This window comes from Paenibacillus amylolyticus, from assembly GCF_050990605.1.
GTDB lineage: Bacteria > Bacillota > Bacilli > Paenibacillales > Paenibacillaceae > Paenibacillus > Paenibacillus amylolyticus_H.
In genome coordinates, this window is sequence record NZ_CP158832.1 from 3,760,666 (window position 1) to 3,782,442 (window position 21,777).

The 21,777-nt window shown below is 44.2% G+C and carries 19 protein-coding genes; 7 read left to right on the top strand and 12 right to left on the bottom strand.

Annotated features, from left to right (window positions below):
* The first annotated feature begins 110 nt into the window (after positions 1 to 110).
* The 5 genes from ABTV53_RS16760 to ABTV53_RS16780 all read left to right on the top strand — a co-directional run bounded on the left by ABTV53_RS16760 (position 111) and on the right by ABTV53_RS16780 (position 5,756).
* Complete coding sequence (locus tag ABTV53_RS16760) at positions 111 to 743, top strand: hypothetical protein (protein ID WP_433744405.1); 633 nt, start codon at positions 111 to 113, stop codon at positions 741 to 743.
* Between the two features lie 340 nt (positions 744 to 1,083).
* On the top strand, positions 1,084 to 2,292 hold the full coding sequence (locus ABTV53_RS16765; protein WP_433744408.1) for an MFS transporter: 1,209 nt from the start codon (positions 1,084 to 1,086) through the stop codon (positions 2,290 to 2,292).
* 90 nt (positions 2,293 to 2,382) lie between these two features.
* On the top strand, positions 2,383 to 3,621 hold the full coding sequence (locus ABTV53_RS16770) for an aspartate aminotransferase family protein (RefSeq protein WP_433744411.1): 1,239 nt from the start codon (positions 2,383 to 2,385) through the stop codon (positions 3,619 to 3,621).
* A gap of 277 nt (positions 3,622 to 3,898) precedes the next feature.
* The gene (locus ABTV53_RS16775) at positions 3,899 to 4,948 is read left to right on the top strand and encodes a zinc-dependent alcohol dehydrogenase (protein ID WP_433744414.1); all 1,050 of its coding nucleotides are present in this window, start codon (positions 3,899 to 3,901) and stop codon (positions 4,946 to 4,948) included.
* A 70-nt stretch (positions 4,949 to 5,018) separates the two neighbouring features.
* Positions 5,019 to 5,756 (top strand): HAD family hydrolase, encoded by a 738-nt coding sequence (locus ABTV53_RS16780; protein WP_433744417.1) that lies wholly within the window; start codon positions 5,019 to 5,021, stop codon positions 5,754 to 5,756.
* Between the two features lie 144 nt (positions 5,757 to 5,900).
* Here the strand turns inward: ABTV53_RS16780 and ABTV53_RS16785 are convergent, their stop codons facing one another.
* From ABTV53_RS16785 to ABTV53_RS16795, 3 genes are all read right to left on the bottom strand, one after another.
* The gene (locus ABTV53_RS16785) at positions 5,901 to 6,083 is read right to left on the bottom strand and encodes a YjfB family protein (RefSeq protein WP_017687882.1); all 183 of its coding nucleotides are present in this window, start codon (positions 6,081 to 6,083) and stop codon (positions 5,901 to 5,903) included.
* A gap of 89 nt (positions 6,084 to 6,172) precedes the next feature.
* Positions 6,173 to 7,033 (bottom strand): Cof-type HAD-IIB family hydrolase, encoded by an 861-nt coding sequence (locus ABTV53_RS16790; protein WP_433744420.1) that lies wholly within the window; start codon positions 7,031 to 7,033, stop codon positions 6,173 to 6,175.
* Positions 7,034 to 7,114: 81 nt separating this feature from the next.
* Positions 7,115 to 7,645 carry a GNAT family N-acetyltransferase gene (locus tag ABTV53_RS16795; protein ID WP_433744423.1) on the bottom strand — a complete coding sequence of 177 codons (531 nt, stop codon included), beginning with the start codon at positions 7,643 to 7,645 and terminating at the stop codon, positions 7,115 to 7,117.
* Between the two features lie 211 nt (positions 7,646 to 7,856).
* Here ABTV53_RS16795 and ABTV53_RS16800 point away from each other — a divergent pair, with 211 nt between their 5' ends.
* Positions 7,857 to 9,017, top strand: a complete 1,161-nt coding sequence (locus ABTV53_RS16800; protein ID WP_433744425.1) for a S8 family peptidase — start codon at positions 7,857 to 7,859, stop codon at positions 9,015 to 9,017.
* A 117-nt stretch (positions 9,018 to 9,134) separates the two neighbouring features.
* On the opposite strand, the gene ABTV53_RS16805 is transcribed toward ABTV53_RS16800, so the two are convergent.
* The 8 genes from ABTV53_RS16805 to ABTV53_RS16840 form a co-directional block, all read right to left on the bottom strand.
* On the bottom strand, positions 9,135 to 9,533 hold the full coding sequence (locus ABTV53_RS16805) for a RidA family protein (protein WP_433744428.1): 399 nt from the start codon (positions 9,531 to 9,533) through the stop codon (positions 9,135 to 9,137).
* Between the two features lie 314 nt (positions 9,534 to 9,847).
* Complete coding sequence (locus ABTV53_RS16810) at positions 9,848 to 11,290, bottom strand: 6-phospho-beta-glucosidase (protein WP_433744430.1); 1,443 nt, start codon at positions 11,288 to 11,290, stop codon at positions 9,848 to 9,850.
* 34 nt (positions 11,291 to 11,324) lie between these two features.
* Positions 11,325 to 13,238, bottom strand: coding sequence for a beta-glucoside-specific PTS transporter subunit IIABC (locus ABTV53_RS16815; RefSeq protein WP_433744433.1), 1,914 nt, complete (start codon positions 13,236 to 13,238; stop codon positions 11,325 to 11,327).
* A gap of 514 nt (positions 13,239 to 13,752) precedes the next feature.
* On the bottom strand, positions 13,753 to 14,595 hold the full coding sequence (licT, locus tag ABTV53_RS16820) for a BglG family transcription antiterminator LicT (protein ID WP_421890714.1): 843 nt from the start codon (positions 14,593 to 14,595) through the stop codon (positions 13,753 to 13,755).
* Positions 14,596 to 14,966: 371 nt separating this feature from the next.
* A complete protein-coding gene (locus tag ABTV53_RS16825; RefSeq protein WP_433744437.1) occupies positions 14,967 to 15,374 on the bottom strand; it encodes a hypothetical protein in 408 nt (135 codons plus the stop codon).
* A 165-nt stretch (positions 15,375 to 15,539) separates the two neighbouring features.
* The gene (locus tag ABTV53_RS16830) at positions 15,540 to 16,628 is read right to left on the bottom strand and encodes an acyltransferase (RefSeq protein WP_433744440.1); all 1,089 of its coding nucleotides are present in this window, start codon (positions 16,626 to 16,628) and stop codon (positions 15,540 to 15,542) included.
* A 140-nt stretch (positions 16,629 to 16,768) separates the two neighbouring features.
* Positions 16,769 to 17,308 (bottom strand): GNAT family N-acetyltransferase, encoded by a 540-nt coding sequence (locus ABTV53_RS16835; RefSeq protein WP_433744443.1) that lies wholly within the window; start codon positions 17,306 to 17,308, stop codon positions 16,769 to 16,771.
* A 142-nt stretch (positions 17,309 to 17,450) separates the two neighbouring features.
* Positions 17,451 to 20,171: a family 78 glycoside hydrolase catalytic domain gene (locus ABTV53_RS16840; protein ID WP_433744445.1), complete on the bottom strand. Its 2,721-nt coding sequence runs from the start codon at positions 20,169 to 20,171 to the stop codon at positions 17,451 to 17,453.
* 136 nt (positions 20,172 to 20,307) lie between these two features.
* Here ABTV53_RS16840 and ABTV53_RS16845 point away from each other — a divergent pair, with 136 nt between their 5' ends.
* On the top strand, positions 20,308 to 21,192 hold the full coding sequence (locus ABTV53_RS16845; RefSeq protein ID WP_433744447.1) for a helix-turn-helix domain-containing protein: 885 nt from the start codon (positions 20,308 to 20,310) through the stop codon (positions 21,190 to 21,192).
* Positions 21,193 to 21,201: 9 nt separating this feature from the next.
* Here the strand turns inward: ABTV53_RS16845 and ABTV53_RS16850 are convergent, their stop codons facing one another.
* Positions 21,202 to 21,768, bottom strand: coding sequence for a 5' nucleotidase, NT5C type (locus ABTV53_RS16850; protein ID WP_433744450.1), 567 nt, complete (start codon positions 21,766 to 21,768; stop codon positions 21,202 to 21,204).
* Between the last annotated feature and the right edge of the window lie 9 nt (positions 21,769 to 21,777).

Below are 21,777 nucleotides of genomic sequence, written 5' to 3' on the forward strand. Positions count from 1 at the left end.
TCTTATTCCACATCATCTCATTTATACTGAAATGAAGCAATGAATGATTATATGAAAACACATAGAGCAGTACATAGGAAAGCTACTATACACACTGAAGGGAGTTTCACATGTACAACGTTACTCGATTTAAAGTTGACCCCGATGATCCACACCAAGACTCTGGCATGTGGATTGGTGGAGAAATGGCATATGTTGCAGACTGGCCGCTCAACCCTGATGGGCAACCTTTATTGCATCTGTTCTCCATCCATTGCAACACACTTTCACAGCAGGTCCATATCCCTTCTTTACCACAAGATAAATATATCTCGGTCTTCTCGACCTACTCGGCCTCCGAATATTTTCTGGATCAGGTAACCTATGCGGGAGATGAGCTGGAATGGAACGAGAATATTCTCGCCGGATGCACTTATGTCTCGGTATCTTCGCATCCACTTACTTCCGTATGTCCCGTGCCACCCATTCCGTTAAGCGGCGTACGTTTGATTGAAATGGAGTTAGACGAACAGGAATTTCCTGCATTTTCATTCTTTTCTCCCACTTTACCAAACGGTGTGAACGGAATTAACCACCTGCTAGAGGAATATCAACTGGTGTGTCAGATATATTCCGGAGATTTTCCTGAACCATATCGGGATATATTGGGTCTTACTGATGCAAACGGTTATTTATTTTTGCGAAAGGGTCCAGCATCTGCTCATGCACCATTCGCTGGAATTTTCTTTGTACAGGCTGCTTAATGGTGATACGTGTGTCAGGTCCAGCATATAGAACGGCTAGTCAGAACGTTTCCTGTCTACTTAGGCAGGGGGCGTTTTTTTAATATTCACATGGTTTACAATCCTCGTTCCATACAAGTGACAACACTGTTAAAAGATCATCTGGATTGAATCGAATTTATCCTTTCGACACGAAATCGTTTTAGAAAAATACAAACTCAAGAAATATTTCCAACGTCCAAAACTTAACATTATTTTACAATAAAAAGCATGTACATTTGGACAATTATGGTATAAGTTATATATTAAATAAACATTAATTACAAAATATAAATTTTTTATCCAACTAGGAGGTAGGCTTTTGAAAAGAATATTTGCTCTTAGCTGCGGTTTTTATCTGTTAATCGGCATAACCAGCGTTGTGCTCGGTGCCCTTCTCCCTGTTTTATTGTCATATTATGAGCGCGGTTACAGTGATGGCGGATTTTTGTTATTTCTGCAGTTTCTTGGATTTCTTGCCGGTGTACTTGTAGCTCCTGCCCTGACAGCCCGTATCGGAAGAAAAGCGATGCTGACTTTTGCATTGATCTGTATTGTGGCTGCTTATGCTGTTCTCGGATTTTTGCCATCTTGGACTAGCGTTCTTCTACTTACTATTCTCATAGGCTTTGGCTCAGGCATTATTGAGCCTTCCGTTGGAGCATTCACGATCGAATTCACTGAGAATCAGAAGGCAGTCGCCATGTCCAAGCTGGATGTCTTCTTTGCACTTGGAGCACTTCTCATCCCGGCTGTCGCTGCTTTATTTATCTGGATGGACATGTGGCATCTCACTTTTTATACGGTGGCCGTGTTGTCACTGGTTCTCATGCTGCTGTGGATCACTATGCCCCGGCCAGCCGCACTATATCTGGAACAAGCTGGTGAGAATACAGTGGCGCATGCAGCAGGTAAAGCCCGCTATTCAAGAAAACAGCTAGGGCTACTAACGATTTTTGTCATCTTCTTTTTCATCTACATGGGACTTGAACTGGGATTAATGAACTTCCTGCCCTCCATTCTCGTAGAACGACTGCAGCTTCAGGAATCGGTTGCATCGCTAAGTGTCTCCATCCTGTGGATTGCGATGATCATCGGCCGTCTTTTCTCGGGAAAAATAGCGGAAGCGGTCAACTATATGCCTTTCCTGATCTGGAGTACGATCGGCACGCTTATGTTCGCAGTCGCTATGGTATTTGTAACTGGACAGTGGGCAACGTATGTGCTGATCTTCGGAACCGGTCTGTTCATGTCAGGGCTGTTCTGTATTGCACTCGTCTATGCAAATGTTCTGATTCCCGGCATGACCGAACGCACAACCAGTATCCTGATCGCATCGGGTGGTATTGGAGGTGCCGTCTTGCAGTATGTGACTGGATGGAGTATGAGTACTTGGCCTGTTGTGAATACAATCTGGATTTTGGCCGGATTCTGTCTGATCCTGCTTCTCACATTGATGGTCTCTCATCTATGGACTGTAAAAAATAATGCAGTACGTGCCGCTCTCGCACAACATAGTAAGGAAATGTAAACTTCATTTCTTAAGGGAGGTGATGCCTGCATCATCCGGGATTGTTGAGCTTTGTTCGAGCTAGTACACCATAATATTGGAGGAAATCGTATGCAAACTTTAACCAACAACCGCTTCATAACCGGAAAAGGGATTAAGTTGATTGACGATTCAGGTGTTGAATACCTCGATGGCGTGTCAGGTACGTTCAATCTGTCACTGGGCTATAATCACCCACATGTAGTCAGCAAAATTCAGGAACAAGTCGGCAATCTGACGCATATGTCTTCCTCCTTCACTGAACCATACGTAAATGAAGTACTTGATCACTTAATCGAATATGCTCCAAACGACATTAATGCCGGATGGATGCGGGATATTACCGGTTCAACTGCAAACGAATGTGCGACCAAAATTGCACAGAAATATACCGAATCGACAGACATCATCAGCTTGTATCTATCCCATCATGGACAGACCCAATTTGCCACCGGGATTTCGGGGAATGCCTTTAGACGGAAACGGTTCCCCAATTCAGCAGCGGCTAACGCTGTTCATGTACCTGCCCCATACTGTTATCGATGCCCATTCAAATCCTCAAACGGAGACTGCGGCTATCAATGCGTTGAAGCTATCTCTGATGCAATAGAATATGCAAGTTCCGGCTCAGTCGCCTGCATGATCATCGAACCCATTCTTGGGAATGGCGGCAATATCATTCCTCCTGCCGGATATTTCAAACGACTGCGTAAACTGTGTGATGAGTACAATATGCTTCTTATTGCCGACGAAGTACAGACCGGCATTGGTCGTACGGGAACCATGTTTGCCAGCGAACTGTTTGATATCCAGCCTGACATGATTACCCTTGCGAAAGGTCTTGGCGGAATCGGCGTACCTGTTGCTGCTGTATTAATGCAATCCCGATTAAATGTGCTCGAAAAGCACGAGCACTCCTTCACCTCTGGAAGCAATCTGATTTCCGTAACCGCTGCCAAATCCACCCTGGAGGTGGTATCTGAACCCGGATTTCTCGATGCCGTGAAACGCAAAGGTGAAATTCTGGGTGAATTACTGCATGAATTGACTATAAAATACCCAAGTATCGGGGAAGCCCGTGGCGTCGGATTAATGTGGGGGTTGGAGATCGTAGGTGACGGTAATGAACCGGATACACTTAAAACCAATGCCATTGTTGACCGCGCTTTTACAGATGAGCATCTGATCTTGAGAAGTTCAAGATATGGCTTCGGTAACGTGGTTAAGGTCCGGCCTTCCCTTACTACAACTGAAGACGAACTGGTAGAGATTGTGGAGCGTCTGGATTCAGTACTTGCCAGCGTTTATTAAAACATTTCAATGCAACTTGTTCGAAGTAGTCGTTCCGGTTACGAATCGTTCCTATGATCGCTGTTATCCCCGGATTTTTTGATTCCCCTTTTCCCAAGGGGAAAATCCGTTGATAGCGTATGCTTCCGAAGCAGCTTTCTTTCAGAAAGCTTTGAGGCGAACGCTTCGCTTCTACAGAATCGATTTCGTCCCCTTCACTACTTTCGTTTCTTGTCAGAAACTGCTTTAAGGTGAAACGCTATATTTATATTTTTTATTATTATAAGGAGGTTATATCATGCTTGCATTGGTATACAAATCAGCCTGGGATGTCGCGCTTGAGGAACGGCCTGTCCCGGAAATTACTAGAGATAATCAGGTGTTGGTTCGTATTCGGGCAACAGGCGTGTGCGGTACCGATCTCGGTATTGTCAGCGGTAAATATCATGCGGTCCCTTCCGTCATCCTCGGTCATGAATCTGCCGGGGAAGTCATTGATGTTGGCTCTGCTGTAACAACATTGCAACCGGGCGACCGTGTTGTGATCGATCCTACCTACTATTGCGGACAATGTGACATGTGCAGAACAGGCAGACAAAATCATTGCACACATAAGTCCGTTACAGAGACAGGTGTAAGTGCTGACGGGACATTTACGGATTATTACGTGACCGAAGATCGCTTTTTGTACAAATTAAAGGATCATGTGAGCTATGAGGAAGCGACTTTAACGGAACCGCTCAGTTGTATGCTGACGGGGATTAATCAGATCCATCTACTGCCGAATTTCAGAACGATCATCCTCGGTGCAGGCCCGATTGGCATTCTGTACAGCTACGCCCTCGCTTCCAAAGGTGTTACCGGCTGTCTGGTCGACATCTCGGAGGAACGCTTAGCGATTGCCGGCTCCATTGCACCCGAACGTTGGCAGGTTCATTCATCCTTCGAAAATGCAATAGAATCGCTGTCACCCGCAACCCATCAGGTCGACATGATTGTGGATACAACAGGTGTTGTAGGTACACAAGTGCTCTCCCAGCTTGCCAGTGGCGGTTATCTGATGTTGGTAGGTCTAAGAGATGGAAATACGTCCTTTAATCCAAAAGAAGTCGTGGACCGCAGTCTCAAAATTATCGGTTCCATCGATTCTCTGGGCACATTCGCAACAGCACATTACATGATTGAGCAAGAGATCATTCCAGCGAAAAAAATCATCACCCACTCCTTCCCGTTGGAGGATTACGAAGAGGCATTCCGCACACTTGGCTGCGATATTCAGGGACGCACACTTCAAGCCTCTTCACATGCCATCAAAGTTGTACTGCAATCCAGCGGTTCCAGTTTCTAAAGCGGAAAGCTAACCATGATGGAATAGATTAGAGATATATGTTTACACAATCCTGGAGGAGGAATACAACATGGTAGCAAACCAAGAGTCTGGCGGACTGGGTGCAGCCGATGGTAACATCATTCAAGCAGTCATTTTTGATATGGATGGTGTACTGATTGACAGCGAACCGATTTATTTCGAGATTGAGCGTAGCTCCTTTGCCCATTTTGGCGCAGTGATGACGGAAGAAGAACACCACACTTATGTTGGAGTTACGCTGGAGTCCATGTGGCAGCAAGTATTGGATAAACATCAACTGACGGCTACGCTAGAAGAAGTATTTGCTTATCATCAGCACAATGTAATGCAAACCATGCTGGCTCATTCGAACTTGACGGCAATGCCTTCCGTGGAACGCTGGTTAAGCTGGTTGCATGAGCAACACATTCCCATAGCCGTTGCTTCTTCCTCTCCACGTGCACTGATTGATTTGATCATGGAGAAGACCGGACTTGGGCGATACTTTAAGGTACGAATGACCGGAGAGGAAGTCGCACATGGCAAGCCGGCACCAGATATTTTCCTGACCACAGCTGAAATGATTGGCGCATCTCCGTCGAATTGTCTGGTGATCGAAGACTCCCGCAATGGTGTTCAGGCGGCCAAAAGTGCAGGCATGCGCTGCATCGGCTATCACAATCCGGGATCAGGCAATCAGGACTTGTCCAAAGCCGATCTTCAGATTTCTAGTTACGATGAGTTATGGACCTTGAAGGATAAAATGCCTTTTGAAAGAAGATCGCCAATCTTGTCAAAGTTTCGCTGAAAAGATCGCCTAATAAGATCGTAATTTCTTAATGAGTATATAGAAAAAAAACAACCCAAACGGCTTCAATTCATTCGAATTGGAGCTGTTCGGGTTTTGCTTGCTGCAATGGGTGTTAACATGAGGACACTACTGTAACTACAACTAAACCGAAAGATCGAGACTTCCACCAAGATTGGGATGAGGAGCGGGCACTGACTTCAACATTTCAGCCATCTGCTGGCCTTGTTGCTGTGCCATGTCTTTCGTAATCGACATCACTTGCAAGCTTGCCGACTGTACTACTGAAGCTTGGCTCATCGCCATTGATAATGCTGCAATATCCATGCTCTGTACTCCTTTCTCTATCTTACTTTTGGGGTACTTAATATATATCGGTCAGTGAGGATCAAATGTTGAAGAAACAAAAAAAATACTTACCCCTCAATCAATCCATACTTCACAAAACTATGATACAATCCATCTTCCTCTACTGTGCCAGTAATATCATCAGCAATGGCTTTCAGACCTGGCTTTGCATTACCCATGGCAATGCCGACGTTACAAAACTCCAGCATCTCGGCATCATTCATGCCATCACCGATGGCGAATGTGTCCTCCTGCGACATGCCCAGATGTTCCAACAGATCGGCAATCGCAATCGCTTTGTGAATGCCAGGGATCATCAGCTCACCACTTCCTTCACCAAAGATCGGAACGGTGCACTGAATGACTTCGAATTTCCCTTCAAACTCTTGCTTGATCCGGTCAAACGGAATCGTAGAGCTTTCCAGAAAACATACTTTGTTTACGTCATCCTTGTATAAATCAACTTCACCATACGTCAATCCGGCAATAAACGGATGTGGTTTAAGTTCTTTTTTCTCTCTAGCCGCTGGATCATTCTCCACATCGCCATAGATACGGCGTTCCAGGTGAGGTTGAAGATTACTACTTGCATACAGAGCCGAATTGGATTCAAGGTAGAAGTCAATCTCATGTTCATTGAAGAAATCGACCATATGACGTACATCTTCCGCTGTTACTCTTTTGTGATATAACACGTCCTTGCCAAACTCCACATAGCCTCCACCTGCACCAATCAGACCGTCAAATCCGACATCCCAGATGGAATCATAGATCTCCGCCTTGGAGCGACCTGTACATAAATAAAGCAAATGCCCATTTTTACGAGCCTGTTTACAAGCCTTCTGTGCTGACAACGGAATACTTCCGTCATCGTCCACCAATGTGCCATCAATATCAATAAAAACAATTTTTCGCTTCGTTTCGTTCATCTGCCTAGCCCCCATCATGTAAATTGTCTATGTCTATGTTATTGAGTATAAAATTACCGATTCCTTCAATAATTCTAATGGTCACTTACATGCCAACTTGTCCATATGTACCGTTTGCCAGTCATCCTCCTGCTCAGTAATAACCGTAAACCCTTGGCGTTTCCAGAAGTCTACGGCTCCTGGCAAAAAGCGATGTGTATGCAGATACAGTGTCCTATAGTGCATATCCTTCACCACATTCTCCAGTTCTTTTACCAGCATCGAACCAATGCCGTATCTACGATAAGCAGGATCTACATAACATTTCACAATTTCGGCTGCAGACTGGGCTGCATATCGACCGTCCACAGCTTCAATACGTCCATCATATGGTAATATCCCAATAGATCCGACGATACCCGTATCCCTTATCATTGCAACGAGAAAGATCGAACCGTCGGAGTCCAGATAATGTTCTCTGAACTGCTCGAAGTCCTCAGGCAATTTCGTATGATCCATCATGGGGAACACTTCTCTGCGTACACGCATGGCGAAATCAATGGCATCATCAATCTGGTGTGACTGAACTGGTGTGACTGTCGGTATACTCTGAAGTTGTGTCAATAAATCCACATTCCTTATCCTCTGTATTAGGAGCTACTTCTTGGCCTTCCCTGAATCTTGTTCATGCCAAGATCGGCTCACTTCATCTCATCTTACCGAATTTATCCCTTCCTATCAATCTATCTACACTACTAACCAAATTGCAAGAGTGCCCGCGCACTCTGATAGGGTTCGCATACGATAAGGCGTGTCACAATTCATATTGGAGGGATAAGCGCCCATGTGGTTATGGTTAGGTATTTTTGGTTTCATTTCGCTAGCAATCATCGGGTTCGTGTATCGTTATCTGAACCAACGTGCCGAGAGCAAGTTTCACCCTCACGCTCCCAAGCAGCTCTTAGTCAAATTCAAGGAAGGAACAACGGAGGATGAGATGCACACCCTTCACAAAAAAGGGAGATGTAAAGTCGCTGAGACATACGAAGATTTAGGATGGTACCGTGTGGAATCCCGCAAAAAAATGCACCGGATATTCAAACACTACAAAGATCATGAGCTTATTGAACATGCAGAGCCAAATTACCTCGTTGAGGCATCCTTCACACCTAATGATCCGTTCTTCCCTTACCAGTATAACCTGTCAAAAATTAATGCACCCGCCGCATGGGACATTACTCAAAGTAACAGCTCTGTCAAAATCGCCATTATCGATACCGGTGTACAGCTGAACCATCCAGAATTGGCCTCCAAGCTTCTCCCCGGTTATGATTATGTGGATTATGATAACATTCCTGAGGACGGGAACGGTCACGGCACCCATGTGGCCGGGATCGCTGCCTCCGTTACCAACAATGGTGTGGGCATCGCAGGCGTTGCACCACTCGCCTCCATCGTTCCGCTCCGGGTACTGGATAACAACGGGCAAGGATCGATAGGTAATGTCGGCAACGGGCTTGTCTTTGCTGCCAATAACGGTGTACAGGTTATTAACCTGAGCCTTGGTGGCCCAATGGGAAATGCTTTCCTTCAAGCTGCCGTACAGTATGCTTGGGATCGTGGAGCTGTGATTATTGCTGCAGCTGGTAACGACAACACCTCATTCCCCATCGTACCCGCATCCTATCCCAACGTGATTGCCGTCGCTTCAACCAACCCTTCCGATCTCAAATCTAATTTCTCCAACTATGGTTCCTGGGTGGATATGGCTGCACCGGGTGATACCATTCTATCCACATACCTGGGAGGTTCCTATGCCTACCTTAGCGGGACGTCCATGGCTGCCCCTCATGTGGCTGGAGTAGCTGCACTTCTCGCTGCACAAGGGAAAACTAATGCTCAAATTCGGGATGCGCTGTGTTTCGCTTCTGATCCGGTCTCAGGCTCCGGAATCTACTGGACATATGGTCGACTAAATGCTCATCAGAGCTTGGAGGTGCCATAATACACCTACTATCGCTCATGATTGCACACAGACATATCCTTTCCATTTTTAACAAATTAAAAAACGAAGGGCATCTGTAGTGAGATGCTCCTTCGTTTGGTTAAAAAGTACTGGATATTACACTTTTGCTGCCCAAAGCTCTATTTCAATTTTAATCTCTGGTAGACCTAACGCCGTCATGTATCCAATCGTCATTGCAGGATAATCCGTACTAAATAATTGTCCCCACTCGGCATATAAGAAATCCCAATCAATTTTCTCCGTTGCCCATATGTTCACTTTGATAATATGTTCAGCATCTAAACGCTCCGATTCGAGCACTGTTTTAATATTATTAAATGTATTCGTAACTTGCTCATTCAGACTCTCTGGAAAGAGTCCACTGCAATCTGCTCCAATTTGACCAGAAGTCACAAATAACTCTGCATTCCTCGGGATTCTTGTAATATGCGTGTACTGACCTACAGGAGCTGGCATATTTGCTGGATTTGTTCTAGTAATTTTGTCCATATTCATCTGGTTTACCTCATCATTCTTAAGATTTTTCTGCGTTATTTCCTAGTTTTCTTCCGATTTTGGGCAGACCTCACCCTTGGAATAGATTCTAGAAAAAGACAGCAGTGGAGTATCCATATCCCGAAGATATAAACGCAAGTGATTTTTTCTTCATGAGTGGATGCTCCTCCCTTCTTAAGTGACAAGATTCTCTTGATTTTTTTATTATATCTAAAGGCGACATCATGGGTCAAATTCATCCCCTCATAAACAAAGAGCAATCCCGTAATAACGAGACTGCTCTTTGTTTATTCTATAGCGCCAATCAACTTGCATCAGAAATATTGTGCTCCATTACTCGCAATGATATCCTTGTACCAGTGAAAACTCTTCTTTTTCACTCTGCGAAGTGTGCCCGTGCCATCATTATTTCTGTCTACATAGATATAGCCATACCGTTTCTTCATCTCTCCGGTACCCGCACTGACCAGGTCAATCGGTCCCCAGCTTGTGTAACCTATGAGTTCTACACCGTCCTGAATTGCTTCAGCCATCTCGGCAAAATGACTATTCAAATATTCGATGCGATAGTCATCTTCCACGGAGTCATTGTCTAAGAGCACATCGGTTGCCCCAAGTCCATTTTCTACGATAAACAAAGGTTTGCCATAGCGGTCATACAGCTGATTACACGTAATTCGAAGCCCCTTAGGATCAATCGTCCATCCCCACTCGGATGCTTTCAGATACGGGTTCTTCACTGAACCAAATACATTGCCTTCAGTCGAATCTTTCAAAATTTCAGGGTCCGTACTTGTACAGCGGCTTGCATAGTAGCTAAAACCGATATAATCAACCGTATTCTGCATCAGAATCTCTGCATCTTCCGGTTGCATGTCAATCCGAATGTCATTTTCCCTGAAAAATCTTTTCGTATAACCCGGATATGCTCCCTTCGACTGCACGTCGATGAAGAAGAACGATTCACGGTCTTTCTCCATAGCCTTCCACACGTCATCCGGGTTAGAGCTGTATGGATACACCATTCCAGCGGCTAACATACAACCAATCTGTGCATCCGGAATGATCTCATGACAAGCCTTAACAGCAAGTGCACTCGCTACCAATTCATGATGTGCTGCCTGATACAGAACCTGTTCTTTGTTTTCACCCTCCTGCAGAACGATACCCGCTCCAATGTACGGGAGATGCAGCAACATATTGATCTCATTAAACGTCATCCAGTATTTCACTTTATTCTTGTATCGATTGAACAACGTTGTCGCATATTTCTCAAAGAAACCAATCATCTCGCGATTCTTCCATCCGCCGTATGTTGCGACCAAATGTACAGGTACATCGAAATGGCAGATCGTTACCACAGGTTCAATGTTATATTTTAATAACTCATCAAAGACATCATCATAAAATTGTAAACCTGCTTCGTTTGGCTCCGCTTCATCACCATTAGGGAAAATCCGTGCCCAGGCTATGGAAAGCCTGAGGCACTTAAACCCCATTTCTGCAAATAACGCAATATCTTCCTTATATCGATGATAGAAGTCAATGGCTTCATGTGAAGGATAAAATTCCCCTGTTTTTGGCTCATATGAATCCAGATTACCCAGAGCAATATTCCATCGATTGGCACCAATCGGAATCAGATCTACAGTAGTCAACCCTTTGCCACCTTCCAGATAGGCACCTTCCAATTGGTTTGCTGCGGTTGCTCCTCCCCATAGAAAATTCTCCGGGAAGGCTGTAAATTTATCATTCATTAAGCAGTTCCTCCTAAACCATCTGTAATTTCAATTAGCTTAATACCGTGATCAATTTATCTTTCTCGTGAACGGATGAATCTTTTGTTCCCACAATGTCCAGATAATTTGAAGTATTCGTGACAATGATCGGTGTAACCGTCTCATATCCTGCGTCCTTAATCGCTTGTAGATCAAACTCAACAATCAGGTCACCTGCGTTAACACGGTCTCCATCTTTCACATGGGTTGTAAAATGTTCGCCTTTCAGCTTGACTGTATCCTGTCCGATATGGATCAGCATCTCTACACCATCATCGCTTACAAGACCAATAGCATGTTTGGTACGATATACGGTTTGAACGACACCTGTGATCGGAGATACCACTCTGCCACTGGTTGGACGAATTGCAATCCCTTTACCCATGTGCTCTCCTGCAAACGTTACATCATTAATTTCATTCAGTGCAACAACTTCACCAGCCATTGGACTTACAATTTCGTATCTGCTGTTCGGATTTGGATCAAGTACAGGTGCTGGAGTAGCCACTTTTTCCACCGGATCTTTGAATCCAACCACATATGTCAATACGAAACCAAGAACGAACGCAATCAATGAAGCAACTATAGCCATGTAGAACGCGAAGTCTAATCCTGTTTCTTTATTAATAAAAGTGGGATAACCGAATACGCCAAGTCCGCCAATCATGTATATCTTCGAACCTGCATAACCGAGAATACCGCCTCCGATCCCCCCAGCAATACAACTCATAATAAACGGTTTTTTCAATGGAAGCGTAACACCATAGATCGCAGGCTCTGTTACTCCAAATATACCGGAGATAAATGCTGGTACACTGAGTGTTTTTATTTTCGTATTTTTTGTTTTGAATAATACTGCAAGTACAGCACCGATTTGAGCAAAAGAAGCAGCAAATGACATTGCGATAACCGGATCAGCGCCTGACGTACTAAGATTCAATAATGCAACCGGAACCAGTCCCCAGTGAAGTCCGAATAATACAAACACTTGCCATAGTCCACCGATAATCAATCCTGTAGCAATAGGACTTAATTCATAAATATTAGTAGCTCCCGCGCCAATCAATTGTCCTGCCCATGTGGAGATTGGACCAATGACCAAAAAAGTCGCTGGAACAATTACAAGCAAGGTGAAAAAGGGAACAAGGAATGTGCTTACCACTTTCGGAATAACGTTCTTGAAGAATCTTTCTAATTTTACAGCTACAAATGTCGCTATAATGATTGGAATAACCGATGATGCGTAGTCCATCAAGATAACCGGCATACCCAGGAATGTAATGTGGATAGGTGATTCAAACAATGTACCTGTAAACAAGGTGTACAGTGGATCTCCTGCCTTAAGACCGCCCAATGTCGGATAAACAAGAGATGCACCTATCGCCATACCCAGGAACGGTGAACCGCCAAACTTCTTGATTGCAGTGTAACCCAGGAAGATCGGGAAGAAGTAGAACAGACAGTCCCCCGTTGCTTTCAATAATTGATACGTTCCGGAATCCTGAGTTAACCAGCCAAAGGCTACAAACATCTCATTAAAACCTTTGATCATACCTGTTGCAGCCAGCAAACCGAGTAATGGTGTGAACACACCGGAGATCATGTCGATGAATCGACTGAACAATCCAACTTTCTTGCCTGAGTTGTCTGCTTCCTCCTCAAACTGACCTTCGGTTGGGAAATTGCCCGCTTTTACAACTGCTTTATATACATCCGGCACTTCGTTGCCGATAACGACTTGATACTGTCCACCACTTTGCATGACGGTAATAACACCTGGCAGATTTTTAAGTTCTTCTGTTTTGGCTACGCTTTCATTTTTCAGTTTAAACCGCAGTCTTGTTACGCAATGAAACACACTGTTTACATTCTCGCGACCACCTACACGTGACAGAATGTCCTTAGCTAATTGATCGTAGTTGCTCATTGTAATTCTCCCTCTCTAAGTAGACTCCCCATGCCTTTTGAAACAAATAAAACCTGAACCACTGAACATACACAACATACCGGATCGTCCGGAAATCAGTCGTGTTATTCAGCAATTCAGGTTTTGCCCTTAACGGTTGCAACCCTGTAAGGCTGTACACATTGGTATTTAATTAATTTTGATAACGAAAGTAAGTTGCATTCCATATCCTCAGAACTGAGGATGGCCGGAATTGCCTGATTGAACAGTTACAACCCGATTGATGTATGCGCTTACTTCTTGATCTCATCATAGTACATCTGAACTACATTTGCAACACTTATTTTATTAAATTCACAAATACATTGGAGTGAGCGAAAATGAAGGTCGGATATACACTAGCTCAAAGCATATTGGAGAGAATAAAAAAACCTGAACATCTGAATGTATGAACCATCCGGTTAACGGTATGTTCTGTCATTCAATCGTTCAGGTTTTGCCCTGTGGTTGCAACCCTGCAAGCTGATCTATGGGATTATTCAGAAGTTGCGTTCACAACTCTCTCAATATGAATCGTTAAGTACATCAATTCTTCGTCAGTGAGTTGATACGTGTAGTTGCTTTCAATGAATTTCTTGATTTTCTCCGAGCATTTGTGTGCTGATGGATACTTTTTCTGAATCATCAGGAACAATTCATCATCGTTGTTGCTCTTGTAATGTTTTCCCTTCACCAAACGTTGCGCGAAAAACTTCAAATGCGTGACAAAGCGATAAAATGTCAGTGAGTTCTCATCAAAATCAATCTTGAAATGATACTTGATGATCGTCAGGATTTCCTGCATGACCTGCGTCATACTCTTGATGTTGGGCATTTCCTCGTTCAAAGCTGCATTGACAAAGTGAAGTGCCATAAAACCGGCTTCGTCCTCGGGCAAGATCACACCAAACTGATCACAGATCATATTGAGTGCTTCCATTCCGACTTCATATTCCTCTTTGTATAACTGTTTTGTCTCCCAAATTAACCCGTTGCGTATGGGCAGATTCTTGTGATACCGCTCAATGGCAAAGTGAATATGATCTGTGAGATGCAAGTAAATGCTCTCATTTAATTTCTTGCCAAGTTTTAATTTGGCGTACGCTATGATTTCCTCGGATACTTTCATGTATTCCAGAGGAATACTTGAGATTAATGCCTTGAAGTTTTCCTGAATATCTTCATTCTGTAAAGTAAATATCTTATCGATATGCTGCTCGGAAACCATATCACCCGCCCGTTTTTGGTAAGCAATTCCACGGCCAATAATAATAACTTCCCGTTGTTCGTCATTCATTGCAACTACAGCATTATTGTTCAGCACCTTCTCGATTTTCACTTTATCACTCCAATATACAGAAAAAGACAAACCAGTCCCTTTTCTCAAGGTAAACGGCTTTGCCTGATTCAACAGTTACAACCCGATATGTTGTATGCGCTTCCCTCATACTATTACAAAATTCTACACAGTGCAACAAAAAGTTAATATCGCATTAGCATGACTCCCGATCTAGGTAAATATACTCATAGGAGTGAACAAAACAAGAATTATTTTACAAAGATTTACGATTTATTGTTTTTGCTTCCTTTCTCCAGTTCAGCTTCAATTCTTCGATTAATCATGTCCATTTGTTCTGAATCCAAACGATCGACTTGCGTGTACTCTTTATCCATCTCTTACTAAAACGCAAAAATAATGCCCCTCTCATATCAAGTATCTACTCTACTAAGATAGACGTTTCTCAATTTACAAATCAAAAAACGTTCCTGAATTAACTTTGCCACTTCATCCGGGCTCTTGTGTGTGTTATCAATCCTTATATAGTGTTCATGCGTGATTTCTCCCGCTTCCGAGTTCAGTCGATAATGCTTCATTGTATCTAGCAAATCTCGTTCAGACAACGCGATATCTCGCTTTGTTGGCTTATGCAGCAGGCGATTCGGACTCTTGTTACGCTCCAGCCCTTGGCCTTGTGGTGTACCATAGCTGAAATAAGGAGACACCAACTCAATAGTCATATGGTTATGAAACAATTTTAGATTTGTTATCTTCTCCAGTTCTTGCCCAACCGTCATTTTTCCCACAGCCTGCGGGCCAAAAATAATCACCAATTTCATTCGATCACTCCTGACAAGGTAGTGTTCATTCCATTAATTCAATTTTATGGACATTAAACTCTATAATACCTTCTTTGGCGCAAATAAAAAAGAGATTTCAAGTGATTCCCTCAACGCTTGAGGGCTTGAAAACTCTTATCTTAAATGGCATATGTTTATTTTAAATTAACGTCCAATCAGTACCCATCCCCACTTCATCCGGCGCAATCCCATCGCGCAGATCCATGAGATCAAGAGCGCCACAACATAAGATAGAATGATACCCAGGCTGAAATGCCGAGCCAGTTCATCTGTGAATTCACGTCTCCAGAAGAGCAATACGAGTGGATGCATTAGAAATACACCGAACGCAACTGTACCCAAGGAGTCCAGAACATGCGTAGCTTTACGAACTTCAGCATGTTTTACTGAGCCAATTCGTTCACTAAAGATCAGCAGCAGCAGGCAGGCTGACAACGTAAACAGATTTCGGAACAGGAACAGCATGGTATAGGTTACCACCGGATATGCAGCGAAGGCGGTTTTGATATAAGCATTACCATATATAAAAATGGCACCCCCACTCAATAACGCAGCAATAAGCACATAACGGTGGATATACAGTTTATTCAATGCCCATTCAAAGTTCAGCCCAACCCATGCGCCAAATCCGATGACGGTCAGATAACTGAGTAATAAACTGCCTGTCCGTTCAAATTGAAACTGCAAATGTACTGCATAAAAGATCGCTTGGCCCGCAATAAAGAATAATGGCAAGTACCGATTAAACAGACGATGACGCGTTAGCGACAGAAGCCATGGAAACACGATATAAAATTGAAGAATAATCAGAAAAAAGTACAGGTGCGTATGAGCGGTTCCCATCACTAATTGTTTGGCAAATTGAACACTGTGGGTCAAAGGTTCTCTGCCCGCAAGCAACTGTTTAATGGCAAAGTAGATAAGGGACCACACCACATACGGTACAAATACATAGAATAAACGCTTCTTATAAAAAGCGAGTATCCAACCCTTCTCATTCACCTTGGCTTTGTAGTTGTAGAACAAGACCAGGGATGACAGGAACAGGAAAGCTGGAACGGCAAATTGCAGGAACGTGTTCCAGAAGTAATACACATCATGATCTAACGTGTGTTTGGGGTAATGCGCAACTGCTGTTGAAGTCGCATGAATGGCTACTACTGCCATGATGGCAAAAGCACGGTAGAGATCCAGATACTCAATACGCCGGGGCCGATTAACCGGTTGATTCATAAAGATAACCTCACTTGTGCCTGATATGGGATGATAGTTTCCGGCCGCAATCCAGATTCTATGCTTCATTTTAATCAGCACGCGAGGGTATTACAATCATAATCTATATTATTTTCGTTAAATCACATCATTATTCCGCATTATTCGACATTCTCTATCCAGAATCGTTCAACAACATTGCCATTGGACTCCACATAATCTTCATCCTGAATACCGCCATTTCGAAGGATAACCCTTCTGGAAGGCTCATTAACTGCATCGCATACGACCAACACTTTGGAGATTCCAAGCTCTATGGTTTTCTCCAAAGAAAGCCTGAGAATTTCGGAACCATAGCCATTTTTCCGCTCTCCTGGACAAATGCCATATCCAATATGTCCTCCGCTGTTGAACAATTTGTCGTTAAGCTCATGCCTTATATTCACGGCTCCCACGATTTGTTGACTCTCCGTGACCAGCCAGTATGTACTGTCTTTGACCCAGCCTTCCGGAATATCGATGCCTTGTTCATTGCGCTGCAAAAACGCCAACATCTCATCAAACGCATAAGGATCTTTGGAAATGACCCAAGGTACCATCAATTCTCCACTTCTGACCCAGTCTTCATAAAATGCCAAATACGCATCCTTATACGCTGGTGATGGTTTAATTAGTCTAACGTGTTCTTTCCCCATGATCATTACATCCTCCCAACAGAAATTGATATTGCCACGTTCTCTCTTCCAGGACACAACGTTCTTGCTCTTCCATCAGACAAGTTAGAAAAGGACCTGCGTGTGTGCAGATCCTCTTCAACTGTACATGTTACCGCTTATTCTATCATTATACGGACTCTGTCAATGTAGACTCCTGAACATCCCGATCCTTCTTTGCATTCGTGTCTGTGTAAGTGAATTGGTAACTTCCGGATCCCAGTCTGACTTCAACATCGTCTCCAATGGTTCGAATATCCTGAACTTCACTCACTTGCTCCAAAGGTTTCCCTTGCTCCAGAATCAATTGAGCACCAGCTCCAGGCAAACGAACCGTGCCTCTCGTATTAACGGGAATATGCACCCGAATCTCCATTTCACCCTCCGCCAGTCGGTGCCAGCTTGAAGCAACTTGACCATACATCGTCTCCAGACTCGCTTCCACCCAATCCAGCCCAGGGCCGGGTTGCGGCTCGATATGCACCAATCGGAATCCTGGCTGATGTTCATCGGACCGAATGCCGGCAACATAACGATATAACCATTCTCCAATTGCCCCGTACGCATAGTGGTTAAATGAGTTCATGTCAGCGCTCCAGAGGCTGCCGTCCTCTTTGATCCCATCCCAATGTTCCCAGACGGTCGTTGCGCCTTGAGTCACCTGATATAGCCAAGATGGATAGTCCTCTTGAAAAAGTAATGTATAAGCCAGGTTGTGAAGACCTGCGTCACTCAATACTGGATTCAGATAAGGTGTGCCCACGAAACCTGTAGTAAGATGATTCCCTGCCTCTTTCACGAGTTTTGCCAATTGTTCAACTGCACGAGTTCGAGCAGTGGCGTCCAATAGGTCAAATTGGAGCGCAAGAACATGCGCTGTTTGCGTTGGAACAGCAATTTTGCCGGCTGGAGTCACGAATTCATTTCGAAACGCATGAACAATGTTTGTATGCAGCTGCTTGTAATATTCAGCATCATCTGTCTTTCCAAGCACCTCAGCCGCTTTTTGAGTTAACGAGACCGAATAGGCATAGAATGCAGTTGCCACATAATCCGTGTCCGTTGCACCGACATAACTATCAGGCTTGGAGTCCAGTCCCAGCCAATCGCCAAAGTGAAATCCCGTGTTCCATAGATACGGATTGTCACCTTGCACGTGAATGTACTCGATCCACCGTTTCATACTCTCATATTGCTCGGCCAGTAATCTGGCATCCCCATACATCTCATAGATGGTCCAAGGACAGATGACTGCTGCATCACCCCAAGCTGCTGAAGAATGACTGGTGTCACCCCATCCTTCTGACGTGGAACTTCTCAGATCCGGAACGAAAAATGGAATACCTCCATCTTCTCCCTGGTCCGCTTCCAGATCCCGCAGCCATTTGGTGAAGAAGGGTGCCGTATTCATCAGGTAGGAAGACGTGCGGACAAACATCTGTGCATCGCCAGTCCACCCAAGCCGTTCATCCCTCTGTGGACAATCTGTCGGCACATCCAGAAAATTCCCCTTTTGCCCCCACAGTATATTGTGATGCAGTTGGTTCACCAATGGGCTGGAGCATGAGAACCGACCTGTTTGCTCCATATTGGAGTGCAGCACTACTCCGGTGAATTCATCCAGACAAACGTGTTCCGGGAAGCCAACCAGCTTCACATAGCGAAACCCTTGAAACGTAAAATGCGGTTCAAATGTTTCCACTCCATTCCCCTTGCAGGTGTAGCGAATACACTGCTTGGCGGCGCGAAGATTATCGGTATAGAAGTTGCCCTCATGATCCAATATCTCAGCATGGTGCAGCTCAACCGTCTGACCTGCCTCACCTTGAATGCTGAATTTCACCCATCCCACCATATTCTGCCCCATGTCTAATACACGAGCTCCCTGTGGGGTTGTTAACAAGGCGATTGGCTGTAGCTGTTCGACTTGGGTGACGGGCACATTTTCCTGCGCAACTATGATATCCTTCGGATGCTCCATTACGCTCACAGGTGACCAATTCACTTGAGATGAATCTGACCAATTTGACTCCATTCGTGCATCATACGTCTCCCCCATATAGATGTCCGACATGCGAATGGCACTTGGCGCAGCCGTCCACTCCCCATTGGATAGAATGCATTCCTCTGTTCCATCTGCATATTTCATATGTAGTTCCAACAGCAATGCGGACGTTGAACCAAATATCTCCCGTTCTTTGTTCCAGCCAAGATACCCTCGGTACCAGCCATCTCCCAGATTAGCACCTAATGTATTCTGTCCATGCTGAAGCAGATGAGTAACATCATAAGTTTGATATTGTAACCGCTTACGATAAGAGGTCCAGCCAGGTGTAAAATAATCTTCTCCTACTCTTGAGTTGTTCATGTACAATTCATATAATCCAAGTGCAGTCACATATATGCGGGCAGACGTAACTGGTTGTTTCACATTAAACTGCTTGCGCATTCGCGGGCATGACCTTTCCCCATTGTCCGCTGGTTGAGCTGTAATCCATTCCGCTTTCCATCGGTTGTTGCTATCCATCAGTCCCATCTCGAAATAAGCCGTTTCGGACCAGTCTGAATCACTTCCTGTATCATCCCATGCCCGAATCCGGTAATAGTATCGCGTTTGCGGAGAAGGCTGAAAATCGTCTAGTTCCACATGTATGGATTGATCCGTGCTTTTCTCGCCAGAATCCCATGCAATCTCATCAAAATCTTTCGTCAGAGACAACTGTACCTGATATGCGGATTGCATACAGTTTCGCCGATCGGACTGCAACTTCCAGCTTAATCTCGGTGATTTCACATCGAGTCCAATCGGGTTGATTCTATACTCACAGCGAAGGTGTATAACATTGAACATTAGCAAATCTTCCTTTCCATCTTGGCTTCCCATTCGGGGTTACGATATAATTATATCGACCCTGCTGTCGTAAATACCCGGTGAGTCGGACTATTTCATCCGGTGATTCAGCCATCTGTGTGCGAGGAGGTTGCCTGTGAATTCATCTGTACAACTCATGAAGAGTGAATACTTCCTGCATAATCATCTGCAATTGTTCGTCAATCGTTGCTCTGAGGATTTTATGCTTCCTTTTCACGCCCATGATTTTATTGAGTATAGCTATGTTGCCGAAGGAAAGGGCTTTCATCATATCGGTGAAGATGTCATTCCCGTGAAGAAAGGCATGCTGTTTGTCATTCCTGTCGGCGTTCCTCATGTCTTTCGTCCTGTCAGCACAAACGTAACCGAGCATCCGTTGATTATATATAATTGCCTTTTTAATGCTGGATTGATCAACAAGCTGACTGCCATCATTCAGGAAATAGAAATCATTCAACATCTGATGGATCTGGCACAAAATCAGGTTCCTTATATATCCGTTGTGGATCACAACGACCGAATTGAAGAACTAATGGTGAAGTTATACCGTGAATCCTCCGTTCAGGGAATCGGTTCGTCTACCATGTTATACACCTTGGTGAGCCAATTGGTATTGATGACTTACAGACAACTTTATCAAGAGGATCATGATGAAGAGAATCATTCCACCGGTTTTGATTACATCCTTCACTATATCAAGGAACACGTAAGCAATCGTATTCGAATGTCTGATCTGGTCCATATATCAGGCTGGAGCGAGAAGCAAATTGGGCGAATGTTTCTGCGACATACTGGTCAGACCTTTAGCAGCCACCTGCAACACCTGCGTATCCAAAAAAGCTGCGAACTTCTAAAGAGTTCACAGCACAAAGTCAGCCTGATTGCCGAGCTGGTCGGATATCGGGATATGGATTCATTCTATGCTGCATTCAAAAAAATAACAGGCGAAACACCTCTCGCCTATCGCAAAAAATCCAGAGCACAGCACTCTGGGCAATAAGATTTACTTTCAGACACCAACAACCTGTAACACTTTATCTATGTATGCCTTGGCCTCTTTCCATGAAGACATCAACGGAAAGTTGTATCGCTCACGCTCCTGTATATTCCACGGATGCGGGATACAGATAACCTTTTTGCCATCCTCATGCGCGGGAATCAGATTATGTGCTCCATCATCAATGAGCAGATCGAATCCGAGCAAGTTTTTTCGTTTGCATGTAATAAACTGTTCAGCGGTTATAAAAGGCATGTGCTGCTGAAGCCAGTTCCACTTCTCAACAACTGTTCTTGGTTCTGCTGCCGTCACGACAATGACATCATAAGCTTCGTTCAGCTTGCGCATCTCATCTACAACATACTCATCATATAACTCCAATTCCTCGAACAGACCGGGCCGACCATAAAATACATCATGCGTGCTCTCGGGATGACGCAAATGGGATGTATCCCAATGAATCATATCCTCGTAACGCAACGGATGGGTCGGAAAGTTGAGGTTGTTGTGATATATGGCCCGCTTGACCAGATGACATATCGTGTCATCCATATCTACAGCAATAATAGGCTTCTTCATGTTTATCCC